Below are 16563 nucleotides of genomic sequence, written 5' to 3'. Positions count from 1 at the left end.
GCGCACAGTTTGAAAAACGAGAAAGGCCATGTCTTCAATAACCAAAACTCCACCTGCCGCATCGCCGCGTGGCGCGATGCTGAACCTGATCAGACGGCTGCATTTTTATATCGGCCTGCTGGTCGCTCCTTTTATTCTGGTCGCTGCATTGACCGGCACGCTGTATGTGTTGACGCCGCAGCTTGAAGAGGCGCTGTATCGCGATGCGCTTTTCACCGAACCGCACGGGCAGGCGAGATCGTTGGCCGACCAGATCGCCGCCGCCCGCCGCGCGATGGGTGACGAGGTGCGCATTTACGCCGTGCGCCCGGCACCCGGCGCAATGGACACCACGCGCGTACAGTTCGCGAGTGCCGATCTGGGCGCTTCCGAGTCGCGCGCGCTGTTTGTCGACCCTTACACTCTGGCGATCAAGGGTGATATGACGGTGTACGGCACCTCCGGCGTGCTGCCGCTGCGCACCTGGCTGGATAAGTTGCACAGCAGCCTGCTGCTCGGCGATCTGGGGCGCAACTACAGCGAGCTGGCGGCCTCCTGGCTGTGGGTGGCCGCGCTGGGCGGCGTGGCGCTGTGGCTGGCGACGCGGCCGAAGCGCAAGCTGAAAAGGGCGAAAGGGGGCTTCGCCGCCAGCCGCCATTGGCATATCACGCTGGGCGTAGCGCTGCTGGCCGGGCTGCTGTTCTTCTCGGCTACCGGGCTGACCTGGTCGCAGTGGGCCGGCGGCAACATCGACGCGCTGCGGGCCAACCTGGGCTGGCTGACGCCGCAGGTCAACACCAGCCTGCAGGCCGATGCGCCGCAGACGCCGGCCGATCCGCACGCCGAGCACCGCGGGATGATGCCGGGCATGAAGATGGGCCCTGCCGCGCAGAGCAATGCGCTGAACGGCGACTGGGATCGGGCGCTGCACGCTGCGCGCGCCGCTGGAATAGACGCCGCCAAGGTCGAGCTGCGCCAGCCGAAAGGCGAGGGCAAAGCCTGGACGGTGACCGAAGTGGATCGCAGCTGGCCGACGCAGGTGGACGCGGTTGCCATCGCGCCGCAAAGCTTCGCCGTCGTCGACCAGGTGCGGTTCGACACTTTCCCGCTGATCGCCAAGCTGACCCGCTGGGGCATCGACGCCCACATGGGCATTCTGTTCGGTGTGCCGAATCAGCTGCTGCTGGCGGCGTTCGGCCTTGGGCTGTGCCTGATGGTCGCGCTGGGTTACCGCATGTGGTGGATCCGCCGCCCGGCGGCGGGGGCGCAGCATCCGGTGCATACGCTGGTTGCCGCCTGGCTGGCGCTTTCCCTGCCGGCGCGCACCGGCACGCTGCTGGTGGCAGCCGTACTGGGTTATTGCCTGCCGGTGATGGGCGTGAGCCTCGCGGCGTTGCTGCTGGTGGACGTGTGGCGCTGGCGCGGCCTACGGCAAGGCCACCGGGACGAAATGCCGGAAGCGGCCGCCCGCCGCGCCGAGGTGCGTAAGTTCCGCACTGCGGTGGCGACGGTGGCGGTGGCGGTCGGCTGCGTGATGGGCCGAGCGATCCTCGGCGGCACCGTCGAGCAATTCCAGCTGCCGATCGGCGCCTGGAGCGCCCAGATGGTGATCATGCAGAGCCTGATGGTGCTGCTGTATACGCTGGTGTTCACCCTGCTGCTTTCCATTCCGCTGTGGTATTTCTTCCTGGGGGAGAAAGAGGGGCGTTGAGGCATTTTTCGCCGACGCAAAGCATTCAACCCCGCTGCGGCGGGGTTTTTCTTGTTACATCAGGCGGTGCGCGTGCAGCTTAACGCTCTCCATGATGCTGTCCATCGTCACCTGCACGCGGTGCGGCAACACGCCGCGCCGGCGGTAGATCAGGTAGGCCTGCATATCGATGCCGCGCTCGCGCGCCAGGCAGGGCAGCAGTGTGCCGGCATCCAGCTCGGCGGCGACGGAATAGTACGGGGCGTAGACGATGCCCAGGCCCTGTTTGGCCAGCTCGATCGCCGGCAGAATGTTATCGCAAACGCTGGCGCCGTTGATCTCGACCTGCACCAACTCCCCCTGCGCACTGTAGCCGCTCCAGGTATTGCGAATGCCGCCCAGCATGCGCAAGGTAATGCAGCGATGCTGCGGCAGTTCATCCAGCGCTGTCAGCGGCGAGCGGGCGATGTAATCCGGTGCGGCGAACAGCCCGACGCGAAAACGGGTGAAGGGCCTGGCGATCAGGCTTTCGTTTTGCGGCTGGAAAAAGCTGATCAGCAAATCGCAGTCGCTGTCGAACACTGCGCCGTACTTTTTCTCGCGTTCGTCGGGGTTGCGGGTCACCAGATCGACAGCCAGCGCCGGTGCAGCGTGCAGCAGCGGCGGCAGTAAATAACGGGCCAGGAAAGCGTGGATGCCTATCGGCGCGCCGAGCGTGACCATGCCGTTCAGGCTGCGTTTATAGGTGCCGGACATATCGAGCAGATCGCTGTGTTCGTCCAGCAACTGTGAGGCGCGCCGCAAGAATTGCTCGCCGAATTCAGTCAGCGCCAGGGTACGCGGGCCGCGCAGGAACAGTTCCAACCCGAGCCGCCGTTCCAGCGCGGTGAGGGCGCGCGACACGTTAGACTGCGGCATGTCCAACAGCTGCGCCGCTTTGCTGACGCTCGCCGTTTCGGCAATGACGCGGACAATCCTGAGTTCTTCAATGCGGAAGTCTTTCTCTTTCACTGGCCGGCTCTTGTGAGTTTGTATATCAAAAATGATATACACCTTTGGCGGCATTGTCATATGACTTATCGCGGACGGGTGGGTATCATTCGATTTGATTATTTGCTATCCACCAAAATAAAGAGAAATCCGTCAATGAAAGTGACAAGAGCGGTTATTTTGCCTGCGCTGTTATTACTGGCCGCGTGCTCTTCCGCCGTGACCGAAAAAGAAAAATACTCGACCTTTCTGGCCAATTATAACGATATCAATAAAGGTCAATCCGCGTCCGGCAAAGACGCTTTATATTGGAAAGATAAGAACGTCGATTTTTCGCGTTATCAATATTTGGTTTATCAACCGATGATCTATTTCCCGCGGCCGAAACCGAGCGAGATGGTGAGCCAGCGCGCACTCGACAATATTCTGAACTATACCAACCAGCAGTTTAAGCAGGCGATGGGCACCCACTTTACGCTGGTGGACATGCCGCGCGAGCATACCCTGATTTTCCGCGGCGCCATCACGGCGATAGACACGCAGAAGAAGGGGCTGCAGATCTATGAAGTCTTGCCGATCACCCTGCTGATTGCCGCGACGCAAAGCGTGACCGGGCACCGCACCATGGAGAGCGCGGTCTATATGGAAGGCGAGTTTATCGATGCGGCGACTAATCAGCCGGTCATTAAAGTGGTGCGCAAGGCTTCGGGGGAAAATCTCAATAACGAGAAAGCGCAGCTTAAAGTCACCGACGTGAAGAATGCCATCGATACCATCGCCAACGATATCAGACAATATAACACGCTATAAACCTCGTTTATTTCCGTTATTCTCAGCCAGGAATTTACATGTTTCTTAACTATTTCGCTTTAGGCGTACTGATTGCGGTATTCCTGATTTTATTCTACGGCGTCATTATTATTCATGACATTCCCTATTTGCTGGCCAAAAAACGCCGGCACCCCCATCAAGATGCGATTCACGTTGCCGGTTGGGTCAGCCTGTTTACGCTGCACGCCATTTGGCCGCTGCTGTGGATCTGGGCAACGCTCTATCGGCCGGAACGCGGCTGGGGCATGAGTGAGAAGGCAGAACCTTCAACGGATCTGCAGGCGCGCATCGCGCTGCTCGAAGCCGAATTGCAACGCCTGCAGGAAAAGCCGACGGCGGTTCCCGGCCCCACGGCAAGTTGAGCGTAGCCTATGGATTTGCTCATTATTCTCAGCTACGTGGCGCTGAGCTACGGCGTATTTAAACTGTTTCGCATTCCGGTCAACAAATGGACCGTGCCGACCGCCGTGCTTGGCGGGATCGTTATCGTCGGCGCGTTGATTCTGACGATGAACTACAACCATCCGTACAGCGATCGGGCGCAGAAGATCGCCGTGTCGGTGCCGATGGTGCCGCAGGTCTCGGGCATGATCGTTGAGGTGACGGAGAAAACCAACGTGCTGCTGCGCAAAGGCGAGGTGCTGTTCCGTCTTGACGACAGCCGCTACCGTGCGCGGCTCACCAGGCTGGAGGCAGATCTGGCCGGGGCCGAGGCGGAGATCAGAACGCGCCGGGCGGCGCTCAGCGAGTCCGCCGCCAACGTGCAGCGGGCGAACGCGGAGTACGAGCGTGCCCGTAAGGACTACCAGCGCTATGCGAAAGGGGCGGCGATGCCGGTCAACCCGTTCTCGGAGCAGGACGTCAGCCATGCGCAGCAGCAGTACCAGGCGCAATCCGCGGCGCTGCAGGCGGCGAAAGCTCAGTTCCAACAGGAACAGGCGCGGTTGTCCGGGCGCTATGACGGCGAAGACGCCACGATAGCCAGCCTGAAATCGCAAATTGCCGAGGCGCGTTACAACCTGGAACAAACGGTGGTGCGTGCGCCGAGCGACGGGTATGTCACGCAGGTGCTGGCGCGGCCGGGCACGGCGGCGGTTCGCCTGCCGTTCAAACCGGTGATGATCTTTATCCCGCAGCAAAAGCGCCAGGTGGTGGCGGTGTTCCGCCAGAACGCCATCCTGCGCTTGGCGCAGGGGGACCAGGCCGAGGTGGTGTTCAACGGCTTGCCGGGACAGGTTTACGGCGGCACCGTAAGCCGGGTGTTGCCGGCGATACCGGACGGCAGCTACCAGGCCAGCGGCGCACTGCAGGGCCTGAGCGCCACGCCGGGCCGGGAAGGGGTGTACGTGATGATTGACCTGGCGGCCAACCCGGATCTGGCTCACTTGCCCGACGGCGTGAGCGCTCAGGCGGCGGTCTATGCCGGGCACTTCGAGCACGTCTCCGTGATGCGCAAAGTGCTGCTGCGCATGACCAGCTGGCTGCATTATCTTTATCTGGATCACTAGCCTGCATTGGCCCGGAACAGCCCGGGCCGTGGGGCGAGCCTTCGGAATACGCCAAACACAAAAAAGCCCGCAACCGAAGTTGTGGGCTTTTTCGCTATTATCGCCGGGTCTATCTGGTTCACTGGCGACGTATTTGGTGGAGCTGGCGGGAGTTGAACCCGCGTCCGAAATTACTACACCGTCGGCACTACATGCTTAGTCCAATCTTTACATTCGCCGGCCAGCTGCGGATGGACACGCTACTGACAGACTAGCCTGATTGAGTTTAACGCTTCAGCCCCAGGCAGGACATCCACGCGATCTCTTTTGGGTTTGACCTCTCTTGATCCCCGTCCTAAGAGCGGAGGCTAGGGAGAGAGGGCTCTAAGCAGGGTATTAAGCTGCTAAAGCGTAGTTTTCGTCGTTTGCGACTATTTTGTTGCGGCTTTTTACGAGGCCAACCGCCCCTCGGCATGCTCCTAGGGCTTCGCAAATCCCGTCGAATCCAGAATCAGCCCCAAGTAACTTTGTGCAGTATACCAGAAGTTTACTTCGATAAGCCAGCGGCTTAACGATTGGCGTGCTTCATGATACGGGCTTTCGCCGTCTGCCATTCGCGATCTTTGATGTCATCGCGTTTGTCGTGCTCTTTCTTGCCTTTGGCTACGCCGATCTTGATCTTGCTCCAGGCATTTTTCCAATACAGGGACAAGGCCACCACCGTGTAACCGTCGCGGTTGACGCGGCCGAGCAGGGTATCCAGCTCGCGTCGTTTCAGCAGCAGTTTACGGGTACGCGTCGGATCGCACACCACATGCGACGAAGCCACGTTGAGCGGAGTGATGGTGGCGCCAAACAGATAGGCTTCACCGTCACGGAACGTCACGTAGCTGTCGCTGAGGTTGGCTTTGCCTGCACGCAGCGATTTAACTTCCCACCCTTGCAGCGACAGGCCCGCCTCGAACTCTTCTTCAATGAAGTATTCGAAACGCGCGCGCTTGTTTTGAGCAATGGTGGCGGAACCGGGTTTGTGTGCTTTTTTCTTTGTCATAGTGCGTTCATTATACTGGATGCTTCAGCGAAAGAAATCCTTTCCCGTTCAGCACCTGCGCAATTTTTCGCATTTTTGGCGCCCTCATCCCTTAGCAGATTTTTTGTTTGCCGCCAGATAAATGGTATTATCTGTACGTTTTATGTCTCACAGGAAATGATATGCCCCAGATCAGTCGGTCTGCATTAGTGCCGTTCAGCGCCGAGCAGATGTATCAGTTGGTTAACGATGTTCATTCTTATCCCGATTTTCTGCCAGGTTGCACCGGCAGCCGGGTGCTTAACGCTACCTCCAACGAAATGACCGCCGCGGTGGACGTCGCCAAGGCCGGTATCAGCAAGACCTTCACCACGCGCAATACGCTGCTGGATAACCAGAGCATCAATATGCAACTGGTCGATGGCCCGTTCCGCAAGCTGATGGGCGGTTGGCAGTTCACGCCGCTGAGCGAAGAGGCCTGCAAGGTGGAGCTGCACCTGGACTTCGAGTTCACCAACAAACTGATTGAGCTGGCGTTCGGCAAAGTGTTCAAGGAGCTGGCGGGCAACATGGTGCAGGCATTCACCCAGCGGGCGAAAGAGGTCTACAGTGTCTGACATCCAGGTCGAGGTGGTGTACGCCTTGCCGGAGCGCCAGTACCTGCGCAAGGTGAAGCTGGCCGAGGGCAGCAGCGTCGAGCAAGCGATCCAGGCTTCGGGCCTGCTGGAGCTGCGCCAGGATATCGATCTCAAGAGCAACAAAATCGGCATCTACAGCCGCCCGGCCAAGCTGGGCGATACGCTGAACGACGGCGACCGGGTGGAGATCTACCGGCCGCTGATAGCCGATCCGAAAGAGCTGCGCCGGCAACGGGCAGAAAAGGCAAAAAAATAAGGCGCTTATAGCGCCTTATTTTTTTATCTGAAACTGATTTTCTCTTCCGCGTTGCAGCCTGCGACTGTCATGAGGAACACCATGCCCCCTCATGGGCCGGAAGAGCGGGCGGCGCCGATTACTTGGTCAGCGCCGGTTTGTTCTGGATATCGGTCAACACGCCTGCGCTGTCGAAGGTCAGCGTCAGCGTCTGCTGGGTGATGTCTTCATGGCCAGGCTGCTGGCGGAACACATAGAACCACGTCTGAGTCCCGAACGGGTCTTGCAGCATTGGGGTGCCCAATGTGTAAGCGACCTGTTGCTGGGTCATCCCTTTCTGAATTTTCGCCACGTCGGTCGACGTCAGGTAGTTCCCCTGGTTGATGTCAGGACGATAAACCACCTTTTCAAAAGTAGAACAGCCTGCAGTCAGCATCACAAGAACTACAGCGGCGGCAGTCAGCGTTTTACAGCGCATAGTAATCACATTCCTTTAGGGCATAGGATGCCGATGATAATAGACCTTGCGGCAGTTGGAAACCTTTATACCCTTCATCTTTCAAGTTGCGACGCGTTGGCTTTCTTTCAGCACCTCAAGCGCTTGGCCTGTTTCAGGCCGTTGAGGAGGCTTAGGATCGCCGCCGCGCCGCACTTTAGATATCTTTCGGGTCAACAGCGTCACTGTCAGACCGCAGGAAAGTGAAAAAGTTGAGCTTTTTTATGCCGCCAGCAGTTCTTTGGCGTTCGCCAACGTATTGCGGGTGACTTCACTGCCGCCGAGCAGGCGCGCCAGCTCCTGCAGCCGGGCGCGTTTATCCAGCGGCGCCATTTGGGTTTCGGTGACCGTGCCGTCGGTCTGCTTGCTGACGAACAGGTGTTGATGCCCGCATCCGGCCACCTGCGGCAGGTGGGTCACGCACATCACCTGGGTGGATTCGCCGAGCTGGCGCAGCAGGCGGCCGACGATGGCGGCGGTCGGGCCGCTGATACCCACGTCCACCTCATCGAAGATCAGCGCCGGGGTTTCCATCTTGCGGGCGGTGATCACCTGAATGGCCAGCGCGATGCGTGACAGCTCACCGCCGGAGGCGACCTTCGCCAGCGGCTGCAGCGGCTGCCCCGGGTTGGTGGAGACGCAGAACTCGGTGCGGCTGGCCCCTTCGGCGCTCAGATGCTGCGGCTCGAAACGCACGTCGATGTTGAACTTGCCGTGCGGCATGGAGAGCGCCTGCATGCTGTCGGTGATGAGCGTGGTCAGCTCGGCGGCGTAATGCAGACGTTTCTGATGCAACTGTTCCGCCAGCGCCAGCGCCTGCTGGTGATGCAGGGTGACCGCCTCGTTCAGGTGCTCATGGTCGCTTTCCTGCTGCGACAGCAGCTGCTGTTCATCCAGCAACTGCTGATGCAGCTGCGGCAGCTCTTCCGGCGCAACCTGGTGTTTGCGCGCCAGGCTGATTTGGCGCGACAGGCGCTGTTCCAGCTCGTGCAGGCGGTTGGGATCGAGATCCATGCGATCGGCGTAGTGGCGCAGCTCGTCGCTGGCTTCGCTGATCTGGATAGAGGCCTCTTCCAGCATGTCCAGCAGGCCGCTGAGTTTGTCGTCCAGCCCGGCCAGCTCGAGCAGCAGGTGCTTGGCGCTGTAGAGCTGGCTGAGCATGTTGTTCTCGTCGCTGTCGGCCAGCAGCTGCAGCGTCTGCTGGCTGAGGGTCAGCAGCTGGCCGCTGTTGGCCAGGCGCTTGTACTCGGCGTCGGTCTGTTCGAACTCGCCGGCCTGCGGCGCGAATTCGTTCAGCTCTTTCAATTGGTATTGCAGCAGCTGCTTGCGCGCTTCGCGCTCGATGGACTGCTGCTGATGATGCGCCAGCTCGCGACAGCTCTGGTGCCAGCGTTGGTAGGCCTGGCTCATCGCCGCCAGCAGGGCGGGTTCGTCGGCGTAGGCGTCGAGCAGCGCTTTTTGGTGCTCCGGTTTTAGCAGCAGCTGATGGGCGTGTTGGCCGTGGATTTGGATCAGGCGTTGCCCCAGCTCGCGCAGCTGCGACAGCGGCACGGCGGTGCCGTTGATAAAGCCGCGCGAACGGCCGTCGGCGTTGATCACCCGGCGCAGCAGGCATTCGTTGCTGTCGTCCAGCTGGTTCTGTTCCAGCCACTCGCGCGCGGACGGGGTGTCCGCCAGCGAGAAACGGGCGCAGATGTCGGCGCGGGCGGCTCCCAGGCGCACCACGTTGCCGTCGGCGCGGTTGCCGAGGCACAGCCCCAGCGCATCGATGGCGATGGATTTGCCGGCGCCGGTTTCACCGGTGATCGCCGTCATACCCGGTTGAAAATCGATTTCCAACTCACGAACGATAGCAAAGTTGCTGATGGTTAATTGCGCCAGCATGGGAACCTTCCTGTGTATAAACACATAACTGTAGTTTCATACAGTATAAACTGGTTTTATATACAGTAAAGTGGCCGGCGCAGATTTTAGAACAATTTTTTCGACCAGCCCAGTTTGGTGCTTAACGTGTTGAAATAGCTGTAGTCCTTCGGGTGAATCAGGTTCAGGTGGAAATCGCTGCGGCGGATCAGCACTTCTTCGCCTTCCTGGATCGGCAGCGCGATCTGGCTGTCGCAGCTGATCTCCAGATCGCTGCCGATCTGCGAAAACTTCAGGCGGATGGTGCTGTCGCCGTTGATCACCAGCGGCCGGGCGGAGAGGGTATGCGGGAACATCGGCACCAGCGCGATCGCCTCCAGCGACGGGGTGAGGATCGGTCCGCCGGCGGAGAGCGAGTAGGCGGTGGAGCCGGTCGGCGTGGCGATGATCAGGCCGTCGGAACGCTGCGAGAAGGCGAAACGATCGTCGATGTACACCTCGAATTCGATCATGTGCGCCACTTTGCCGGGATGTAGCACCACTTCGTTGATGGCGGTGCTGATGCGGCACTGCTGGTGCTCTTTATGCACGATGGTTTCCAGCAGGAAACGCTGTTCGTCGATGTACTCGCCTTCCAGCACGTCCGCCAGCTGCTGCAGGGCGTTGTCGGGATCGAGATCGGTGAGGAAGCCGAGGTTGCCGCGGTTGACCCCGATCACCTTGATGTCGTAGCGCGCCAGCACGCGCGCGGCGCCGAGCATGTTGCCGTCGCCGCCGACCACCACCGCCAGGTCGGCGCGCTGGCCGATATCCGCCAGGCTGCCGGTCACGGCGTCTTTCAGCCCTAAATCATGGGCGATCTGGCGTTCGACCATCACCGAATAGCCGCGGGCGACCAGCCAGTGGAACAGCATCTCGTGGGTTGCCAGCGCTGAAGGGTGACGCGGGTGGCCAACAATGCCAATACAGGCGAATTTTTTATTCATTTGTTGTGATTTTCCTCACCGGGAGCCGTTTATGCCCCACATTGTGACCGGTTGACTTGAAACCCCGGTTTTGATCCCCATAATAAGCCAAGTTGCGAGATTAATGCTAAAACGCGGAGATATTCATGAGTAGTAAAGAACAGAAGACGCCAAACGAGCAAGTCTCGGAAGAAATGGAACAACACGCTCATCACGAGGATACGCTGCCGGAAGCGGCGGAAGGCGTCGATCTGCGCGATGCGCGTATCGCCGAACTGGAAGCCCAACTGGCGGAAGCTCAGCAGCACGAGCGCGACAGCCTGCTGCGCGCCAAAGCCGAAGCGGAGAACATCCGCCGCCGTGCCGAACTGGACGTCGAGAAAGCGCACAAGTTCGCCCTGGAGAAATTCTCCGGCGATCTGCTGCCGGTGATCGACAACCTGGAGCGCGCGCTGGATCTGGCGGATAAAAACAATCCGGAACTGGCTGCGATGATCGAAGGCATCGAGCTGACGCTGAAATCGCTGCTGGACGTGGTGCGTAAGTACGGCATCGAGATCGTCGGCGACGTCAACGTGCCGTTCAACCCGGAAGTGCATCAGGCGATGAGCATGATGGAATCCGCCGATCATCAGCCGAACCACGTGATGATGGTGATGCAGAAAGGCTATACGCTGAACGGCCGCCTGCTGCGCCCTGCGATGGTTGCGGTCTCCAAAGCCAAGGCGTAATCGCCCCGGCAACGGCATAAAGAAAGGCACCCGAGGGTGCCTTTTTTGTCTCTGGACTACGCCTGCGGCAGGCGCGGCATCCAGTCGATCGGCGTGAGCCCTTGTTGCTCCAGCAGCTGATTGGCCTGCGAGAAGTGGCGGCAGCCGAGGAAGCCGCGGTGGGCGGAGAGCGGCGACGGGTGCGGTGCCTTCAGCACATGGTGGCGGTTGCGGTCGATAAAGTTGCCTTTCTTCTGCGCGTGCGAGCCCCACAGCAGGAACACCACGCCTTCGCGGTTCTCGTTCAGGGCGGCGATCACTTTATCGGTAAAGGTTTCCCAGCCCAGGTTGGCGTGCGAGTGCGCGCGGCCGCCTTCCACCGTCAGCACGGTGTTGAGCAGCAGCACCCCCTGTTCGGCCCAGCTTTGCAGATAGCCGTGATCCGGGCGTTCGAAACCGGGAATATCAGTCGCCAGCTCTTTATACATGTTCACCAGCGACGGCGGCGCCGGCACGCCGGGGCGCACCGAGAAAGAGAGGCCGTGCGCCTGATTGGGGCCGTGGTAGGGATCCTGGCCGAGGATGACGACTTTGACGTCCGCCAGCTCGGTATAGCGGAAAGCGTTGAACACGTCCTTCTGCGGTGGATAAATGGTCTTACCGGCCTGGCGTTCAGCGGCAACAAAGGCGAGCGTTTCAACAAAATAGGGCTGCTCTTTCTCTTTGCCGATCACGTCATGCCAGGTGAGGGAGGTGGCCATAAACGCTCTCCTTTGTTTTCTTTAGCAATTCATGGGCTATAGCTTACCGTTTCGGCACGCGCAGTGAAACCCGCTTTTCATTTCTCGCCGCCGTGTCGTGTGCAATTATTTTTGAAAATTTACAAAAATAATTGGTTTTTGCCGCAGCGGGAAAATTGATATAAAACATAAATTTGCCCCTTCACGCCCTGTGCCTACCCGGTAAAAATTGACTTTAATCAAGGAACTGGCCCGGTCAGGCTGGTATACAGAACAACAAGACAACAATGGTTTTACCAAATGGCCGAAACCAGAATTGGGTTTTCTCACGACGTGAATTTTTACGCCCTTGTACGGAGGCAACATAATGATTACCGGTATTCAAATTACCAAAGCGAACGACCAGGCGCTGGTGAATTCTTTCTGGCTGCTGGATGATGAAAAAGCGGAAGCTCGCTGCGTGTGCGCCAAGGCCAACTACGCGGAAGATCAGGTTGTCGCGGTGAGCGACCTGGGCCAGATCGAATACCGTGAAGTGCCGCTGGAAATGCAGCCGACCGTGCGCGTAGAAGGCGGTCAGCACCTGAACGTCAACGTGCTGCGTCGCGAAACCCTGGAAGACGCGGTCAAGCACCCGGAAAAATACCCGCAGCTGACCATCCGCGTGTCCGGTTATGCAGTGCGCTTCAACTCTCTGACACCGGAACAGCAGCGCGACGTTATCGCCCGCACCTTTACCGAAAGCCTGTAATTTGCGGCGCAGTCAATCAGGGAGCTTCGGCTCCCTTTTCTGCGTTTGGCGGCCGAAAACCGAACGCGGATCACATTCTGTACAAAGATAAGCATTTCTAATACAGAACTCATCCGACCTGCCGATAGCTAAATCAGCACCTATTCAGGTGCTCAATAAAAAGTCTATCGACAAGGAGTCGGCATGAGTATGCCTTTAAGTTTTACCTCTGCAGTATCTCCGGTGGCCGCGATCCCTACACCTCGCGCCATCGCTGAGACGGCACCGGCGGCGCAGCCTGCGGCAGCGCCGGCAAGTCCGGCGCCGGTGGCCACCCCTTCTCAGAACACGCTCAATGCGCAGAATCTGTTGAATACGTTGGTCGGCGATCTCTCCGCAGCGGCGCCGATGGCGGCGGCAGTGCCGGGCGTGACCCGGGGGCAACAATCGCAGGAAGGTGATTATGCGTTGGCGCTGTTGGCCAAGGACGTTTACTCGCTGAACGGCCAGGGCGCCGCCGGGTTCAACCGCCTGAGCGACAGCGCGCTGCTCGGTTTCGGCATCGATCCCGCCAGCCTGCACGACGCGGGCAGCGGTTTCCAGGCCGGGGTTTACAGCAACGACAAGCAGTATGTGTTGGCGTTCGCCGGCACCAACGACTGGCGCGACTGGCTGAGCAACGTGCGGCAGGCGACGGGCTATGACGATGTGCAGTACAATCAGGCGGTTGCCGCTGCCAAAAGCGCCAAGGCGGCCTTTGGCGATGCGCTGGTGATCGCCGGTCATTCGCTCGGCGGCGGCCTTGCGGCCACGGCGGCGCTGGCGACCGGTACCGTCGCGGTCACCTTCAACGCGGCTGGGGTCTCGGATTACACCCTGAATCGCCTGGGTATCGATCCGGCGGCGGCGAAGAAAGATGCCGAAGCCGGCGGCATTCGCCGCTACAGCGAACAATATGACATGCTGACCAGCACCCAGGAATCGACCTCGCTGATCCCGGACGCCATCGGCCACAACATCACCCTGGCCAACAACGATACCCTGACCGGCATCGATGACTGGCGGCCGAGCAAGCATCTGGATCGCAGCCTGACGGCGCACGGCATCGACAAGGTGATAAGCTCGATGGCGGAACAAAAGCCGTGGGAGGCGAAGGCTAATGCCTGAAGGTCGTCGCTTGCGGCGTGCGCTGGCGATAGCCTTACTGGCGCTGGTCGCGGTGACCGGTTTACTGATGATGGCTAAGGAGCAACAGATGGGGCAGGAGATTTCGCCGTTTGACGGTCGCAGCAATCTGGCGCTGGCTCAGGCGGTGGCGCGTGGCGATACGCAGGGTATCCGTGCACAGGCCACGCAGGATCGCTTGCGCGAACGGGGCGATCGGCAGGTCACGCTGTTGCAGTGGGCGGTGCTTTCGCAGCAGCCGGGTAGCGTGCAGGCGTTGCTGGCACTCGGGGCAGACCCGGTGGCAGCGGGGCTGGACGGCAACAGCGCGCTGCACACCGCGGCGATGCTGCAAGACGCGCAGTACCTGCGGTTGTTGCTGGCCAAAGGGGCACAGGTGAACGTGCGTAATGCCGTTACCGGCGCCACGCCGCTTGCGGCGGCGGTGCTGGCCGGGCGCGAAGAGCAACTGCGGATGTTGCTGGCGGCCGGGGCGGACACCACCTTGAGCGACCGGCTGGGGGATACCCCGCTGCATCTGGCGGCGAAGATTAACGCGCCGCACCTGGCGCTGCTGCTGTTGCAGGCCGGGGCCGATGCCCGGGCACGCAACCAGCAGGGCGTCGTGTTCCAGTTTTATTTCTCGCAAACGCCGGCGCATTTGCAGAATGACGAGCTGAAGGTGCAGTTCCGCGAGCTGGACAAATGGCTGCAGGGGCATCGCCTGGCCACGCACTACGCGCAGCAGTAAACGCCCATAAAAAAACCGCCTGTGAAGGCGGTTTTTCTTAGGCAGCGGTGGTTATTCCGCGTCGCCGGCCGGTTTGGCCTTCGCCTGACGGCGTTTGCCGACGTTTTTGGCGTCGCGATGGCGCACTTTCACCTTGGCCTTTTCTTTGTTCTTCGCTTTATCTTCCGCGCGTTTGGCCAGCACTTTCTTCGAGGGCTTGCCGTTGCTCTTCTCGTTCGGCACCTTGGTTTTCGGCCGCAGCTCGTCGATCACGCGCGCTTTCAGCGGCTCGTTCAGGTAACGGCCCACTTTGCCCAGCAGCAGATGGTCGTGCGCTTCCACCAGCGAAATGGCGGTGCCTTTGCGCCCGGCGCGGCCGGTACGGCCGATGCGGTGCAGGTAGGTGTCCGCCGTGCGCGGCATGTCGAAGTTGAACACGTGGGTGATATCGAGGATATCCAGGCCGCGTGCGGCAACGTCGGTGGCCACCAGCACGTTAACCCGGCCATCCATCATGCGTTTAACCGCTTCGTTGCGTTTGGCCTGCACCATTTCACCTTCGAGATAGCAGGTGTTAATGCCCGCTTCGCGCAGCCAGGTGGCCAGCTCGTGCACGCGCTCGCGTTTGCGCACGAAGATCACCGATTTCTGCACGTCCGGCTGCTGCAGCAGGTGGATCAGCAGCGCGGTTTTGTGCTGCACGTCATCGGCGCGGTAGTACCACTGCAGGATCTTTTTGCGTTCGCGGCGCGACGGATCGGCCTCCACTTCCACCGGCTCTTTCAGGATGCGCTCGGCGAATTCGCGGATCGCTTCGCCTTCCAGCGTGGCGGAGAACAGCAGCGTCTGGTTGCGCCAGCGGGTTTCGGCGGAGATGGTTTCGATGTCCTGCGCGAAGCCCATGTCGAGCATGCGGTCGGCTTCGTCGAGGATCAGGGTTTCCACCGCGCGGCAGTCGAAGTTCTCTTCTTTAATGTATTGCAGCAAACGGCCGGTGGTGGCGACCACCACGTCCTGGTTTTCACTGAACACTTCCGCGTGGTTCATGTAAGCGACGCCGCCGGTGATGGTGGCGATATCCAGCGAGGTATGAGCAGCCAATTCACGCGCCTGATCGGCGACCTGCATCGCCAGTTCACGCGTTGGCGTCAGGATCAGTACGCGCGGCGGGCCGGATTTTTTGCGTGGAAAGTCCAGCAGGTGCTGCAGCACGGGCAGCAGGAAGGCGGCGGTTTTGCCGGTGCCGGTCGGAGCCGAACCTAAGACGTCGCGTCCGTCCATCGCCGGCGGGATCGCAGCGGCCTGAATGGCGGTGGGGCGATCGTAGCCTTTGTCGCGCAGCGCGTCGATCAGGCGATCATCGAGTTCGAGTTCGGAAAAAGTGGTTGCTGTCATGGTCTACCTCTACTTGGGGCGCCGATTATAGACGGGTTGGCCGCGATCTTCACCTATTTAAGCGGAAAGCCGCTCTTTTCCCGCCGATCAGATTGCCTTATGCTACGCCAGTTTTATAGCCAGGTGGTGAGTGTGAGCAAGCGATCGAAAGCCGATTTTACCCCGCGCCGCGGGGGTTTTACCTTTAAACAATTCTTTGTCGCCCACGATCGTTGCGCCATGAAAGTGGGCACCGACGGGGTGCTGCTCGGCGCCTGGGCGCCGCTGGGGCAGGCGCGCCGGGCGCTGGATATCGGCAGCGGCAGCGGGCTGATCGCGCTGATGCTGGCGCAGCGCAGCGGCGACGAAGTGACCATTGACGCGGTGGAGCTGGATGAAGCCGCCGCCGGCCAGGCGCGCGAAAACGCGGCGGAGTCACCGTGGCCGCAGCGCATCCGCGTGCATGCGCAGGATATTCACCATTATGCGCAGCAGCATGCCGCTGAGTATGATCTGATCGTCAGTAATCCGCCTTATTTCGAGCCAGCGGTGGCCTGCCGCGACCAGGCGCGCCACAACGCGCGCTACACCGAAACCCTGACGCACGATGCACTGTTGGCCTGTGCGGCACAGCTGTTGGCGGAACAGGGAACGTTCTGCGTGGTGCTGCCGCACGACATCGGCGCCGAATTCGAACGTCTGGCGCAGCAAAGCGGCTGGCAGACGGCGGCGAAAGTGAACGTCAGCGATCGGGCCGATACGCCGCTGCACCGGGTGCTGCTGGCGCTGACGCGGCGGGAAACGCCGCTGCGGGAGCAGGCGCTGGCGATCAAGCAGGCCGATGGCAGCTATACCGACGATTTCCGCCGGTTGATCGCTGACTTCTACCTGTTCTACTGAAAAGAAAAGGG

Annotated in this window: 18 protein-coding genes and 1 other RNA gene; 11 read left to right on the top strand and 8 right to left on the bottom strand. The window is 60.3% G+C overall.

The features are described from left to right. Positions 1-28: 28 nt before the first annotated feature. The gene (locus SSARUM2_RS18885; protein WP_060439375.1) at positions 29-1690 is read left to right on the top strand and encodes a DUF2534 family protein; all 1662 of its coding nucleotides are present in this window, start codon (positions 29-31) and stop codon (positions 1688-1690) included. Between the two features lie 54 nt (positions 1691-1744). Here the strand turns inward: SSARUM2_RS18885 and SSARUM2_RS18880 are convergent, their stop codons facing one another. Continuing rightward, positions 1745-2680, bottom strand: coding sequence for a LysR family transcriptional regulator (locus SSARUM2_RS18880; protein ID WP_060423319.1), 936 nt, complete (start codon positions 2678-2680; stop codon positions 1745-1747). Positions 2681-2815: 135 nt separating this feature from the next. On the opposite strand from SSARUM2_RS18880, the gene SSARUM2_RS18875 reads away from it, so the two are divergent. The 3 genes from SSARUM2_RS18875 to SSARUM2_RS18865 are packed head-to-tail and all read left to right on the top strand — an operon-like array spanning position 2816 to position 4998. Further along, a complete protein-coding gene (locus tag SSARUM2_RS18875; RefSeq protein ID WP_060439377.1) occupies positions 2816-3469 on the top strand; it encodes a DUF3313 domain-containing protein in 654 nt (217 codons plus the stop codon). Between the two features lie 38 nt (positions 3470-3507). Beyond that, entirely contained in the window at positions 3508-3852 is a 345-nt protein-coding gene (locus SSARUM2_RS18870) for a DUF3302 domain-containing protein (RefSeq protein ID WP_060423316.1), read from the top strand. Between the two features lie 9 nt (positions 3853-3861). Next, entirely contained in the window at positions 3862-4998 is a 1137-nt protein-coding gene (locus tag SSARUM2_RS18865) for an HlyD family secretion protein (protein ID WP_060439379.1), read from the top strand. Positions 4999-5132: 134 nt separating this feature from the next. Here the strand turns inward: SSARUM2_RS18865 and ssrA are convergent. Further along, positions 5133-5496, bottom strand: a transfer-messenger RNA (tmRNA) gene (ssrA, locus tag SSARUM2_RS18860). Between the two features lie 49 nt (positions 5497-5545). Continuing rightward, positions 5546-6028 carry an SsrA-binding protein SmpB gene (gene smpB, locus SSARUM2_RS18855; protein WP_033654311.1) on the bottom strand — a complete coding sequence of 161 codons (483 nt, stop codon included), beginning with the start codon at positions 6026-6028 and terminating at the stop codon, positions 5546-5548. A gap of 161 nt (positions 6029-6189) precedes the next feature. Between smpB and SSARUM2_RS18850 the strand changes: the two genes are divergently transcribed. Beyond that, positions 6190-6624, top strand: a complete 435-nt coding sequence (locus tag SSARUM2_RS18850) for a type II toxin-antitoxin system RatA family toxin (protein ID WP_033648948.1) — start codon at positions 6190-6192, stop codon at positions 6622-6624. After that, positions 6617-6901 (top strand): RnfH family protein, encoded by a 285-nt coding sequence (locus SSARUM2_RS18845; RefSeq protein ID WP_004929098.1) that lies wholly within the window; start codon positions 6617-6619, stop codon positions 6899-6901. The genes SSARUM2_RS18850 and SSARUM2_RS18845 overlap by 8 nt, the downstream gene beginning before the upstream one ends. A gap of 118 nt (positions 6902-7019) precedes the next feature. Here SSARUM2_RS18845 and bamE read toward each other — a convergent pair whose 3' ends face one another. From bamE to nadK, 3 genes are all read right to left on the bottom strand, one after another. Further along, complete coding sequence (gene bamE, locus SSARUM2_RS18840) at positions 7020-7358, bottom strand: outer membrane protein assembly factor BamE (RefSeq protein WP_004929101.1); 339 nt, start codon at positions 7356-7358, stop codon at positions 7020-7022. Positions 7359-7598: 240 nt separating this feature from the next. Next, entirely contained in the window at positions 7599-9260 is a 1662-nt protein-coding gene (gene recN / locus SSARUM2_RS18835; RefSeq protein ID WP_038870807.1) for a DNA repair protein RecN, read from the bottom strand. 86 nt (positions 9261-9346) lie between these two features. Then, the gene (gene nadK, locus SSARUM2_RS18830; protein WP_019452304.1) at positions 9347-10225 is read right to left on the bottom strand and encodes an NAD(+) kinase; all 879 of its coding nucleotides are present in this window, start codon (positions 10223-10225) and stop codon (positions 9347-9349) included. A 125-nt stretch (positions 10226-10350) separates the two neighbouring features. On the opposite strand from nadK, the gene grpE reads away from it, so the two are divergent. Then, the gene (gene grpE, locus SSARUM2_RS18825; protein WP_025159545.1) at positions 10351-10935 is read left to right on the top strand and encodes a nucleotide exchange factor GrpE; all 585 of its coding nucleotides are present in this window, start codon (positions 10351-10353) and stop codon (positions 10933-10935) included. Between the two features lie 56 nt (positions 10936-10991). Here grpE and ung read toward each other — a convergent pair whose 3' ends face one another. Beyond that, the gene (gene ung / locus SSARUM2_RS18820; RefSeq protein ID WP_033635636.1) at positions 10992-11675 is read right to left on the bottom strand and encodes a uracil-DNA glycosylase; all 684 of its coding nucleotides are present in this window, start codon (positions 11673-11675) and stop codon (positions 10992-10994) included. Positions 11676-12021: 346 nt separating this feature from the next. Here ung and grcA point away from each other — a divergent pair, with 346 nt between their 5' ends. From grcA to SSARUM2_RS18805, 3 genes are all read left to right on the top strand, one after another. Next, the gene (gene grcA / locus SSARUM2_RS18815; RefSeq protein ID WP_004929114.1) at positions 12022-12405 is read left to right on the top strand and encodes an autonomous glycyl radical cofactor GrcA; all 384 of its coding nucleotides are present in this window, start codon (positions 12022-12024) and stop codon (positions 12403-12405) included. A 183-nt stretch (positions 12406-12588) separates the two neighbouring features. Continuing rightward, on the top strand, positions 12589-13551 hold the full coding sequence (locus SSARUM2_RS18810) for a DUF2974 domain-containing protein (RefSeq protein ID WP_060453067.1): 963 nt from the start codon (positions 12589-12591) through the stop codon (positions 13549-13551). Beyond that, positions 13544-14299 carry an ankyrin repeat domain-containing protein gene (locus SSARUM2_RS18805; protein ID WP_060453066.1) on the top strand — a complete coding sequence of 252 codons (756 nt, stop codon included), beginning with the start codon at positions 13544-13546 and terminating at the stop codon, positions 14297-14299. The genes SSARUM2_RS18810 and SSARUM2_RS18805 overlap by 8 nt, the downstream gene beginning before the upstream one ends. Before the next feature lie 51 nt (positions 14300-14350). Here SSARUM2_RS18805 and srmB read toward each other — a convergent pair whose 3' ends face one another. Further along, entirely contained in the window at positions 14351-15673 is a 1323-nt protein-coding gene (srmB, locus tag SSARUM2_RS18800) for an ATP-dependent RNA helicase SrmB (RefSeq protein ID WP_025303951.1), read from the bottom strand. A 99-nt stretch (positions 15674-15772) separates the two neighbouring features. On the opposite strand from srmB, the gene SSARUM2_RS18795 reads away from it, so the two are divergent. After that, complete coding sequence (locus SSARUM2_RS18795) at positions 15773-16552, top strand: methyltransferase (protein ID WP_060453065.1); 780 nt, start codon at positions 15773-15775, stop codon at positions 16550-16552. Positions 16553-16563 lie beyond the last annotated feature (11 nt).

The sequence above is a fragment of the Serratia sp. K-E0102 genome (genome assembly GCF_029962625.1).
GTDB lineage: Bacteria > Pseudomonadota > Gammaproteobacteria > Enterobacterales > Enterobacteriaceae > Serratia > Serratia sarumanii.
The sequence above is the reverse complement of the archived record's forward strand: the minus strand, read 5'-3'. Positions and strand labels throughout refer to the sequence as shown.

Coding starts and splice junctions, on each gene's coding strand:
- SSARUM2_RS18885 (WP_060439375.1), top strand. CDS start 29: ATGTCTTCAATAACCAAAACTCCACCTGCCGCATCGCCGCGTGGCGCG.
- SSARUM2_RS18875 (WP_060439377.1), top strand. CDS start 2,816: ATGAAAGTGACAAGAGCGGTTATTTTGCCTGCGCTGTTATTACTGGCC.
- SSARUM2_RS18870 (WP_060423316.1), top strand. CDS start 3,508: ATGTTTCTTAACTATTTCGCTTTAGGCGTACTGATTGCGGTATTCCTG.
- SSARUM2_RS18865 (WP_060439379.1), top strand. CDS start 3,862: ATGGATTTGCTCATTATTCTCAGCTACGTGGCGCTGAGCTACGGCGTA.
- smpB (WP_033654311.1), bottom strand. CDS start 6,028: ATGACAAAGAAAAAAGCACACAAACCCGGTTCCGCCACCATTGCTCAA.
- SSARUM2_RS18850 (WP_033648948.1), top strand. CDS start 6,190: ATGCCCCAGATCAGTCGGTCTGCATTAGTGCCGTTCAGCGCCGAGCAG.
- bamE (WP_004929101.1), bottom strand. CDS start 7,358: ATGCGCTGTAAAACGCTGACTGCCGCCGCTGTAGTTCTTGTGATGCTG.
- recN (WP_038870807.1), bottom strand. CDS start 9,260: ATGCTGGCGCAATTAACCATCAGCAACTTTGCTATCGTTCGTGAGTTG.
- nadK (WP_019452304.1), bottom strand. CDS start 10,225: ATGAATAAAAAATTCGCCTGTATTGGCATTGTTGGCCACCCGCGTCAC.
- grpE (WP_025159545.1), top strand. CDS start 10,351: ATGAGTAGTAAAGAACAGAAGACGCCAAACGAGCAAGTCTCGGAAGAA.
- ung (WP_033635636.1), bottom strand. CDS start 11,675: ATGGCCACCTCCCTCACCTGGCATGACGTGATCGGCAAAGAGAAAGAG.
- grcA (WP_004929114.1), top strand. CDS start 12,022: ATGATTACCGGTATTCAAATTACCAAAGCGAACGACCAGGCGCTGGTG.
- SSARUM2_RS18810 (WP_060453067.1), top strand. CDS start 12,589: ATGAGTATGCCTTTAAGTTTTACCTCTGCAGTATCTCCGGTGGCCGCG.
- SSARUM2_RS18805 (WP_060453066.1), top strand. CDS start 13,544: ATGCCTGAAGGTCGTCGCTTGCGGCGTGCGCTGGCGATAGCCTTACTG.
- srmB (WP_025303951.1), bottom strand. CDS start 15,673: ATGACAGCAACCACTTTTTCCGAACTCGAACTCGATGATCGCCTGATC.
- SSARUM2_RS18795 (WP_060453065.1), top strand. CDS start 15,773: ATGCTACGCCAGTTTTATAGCCAGGTGGTGAGTGTGAGCAAGCGATCG.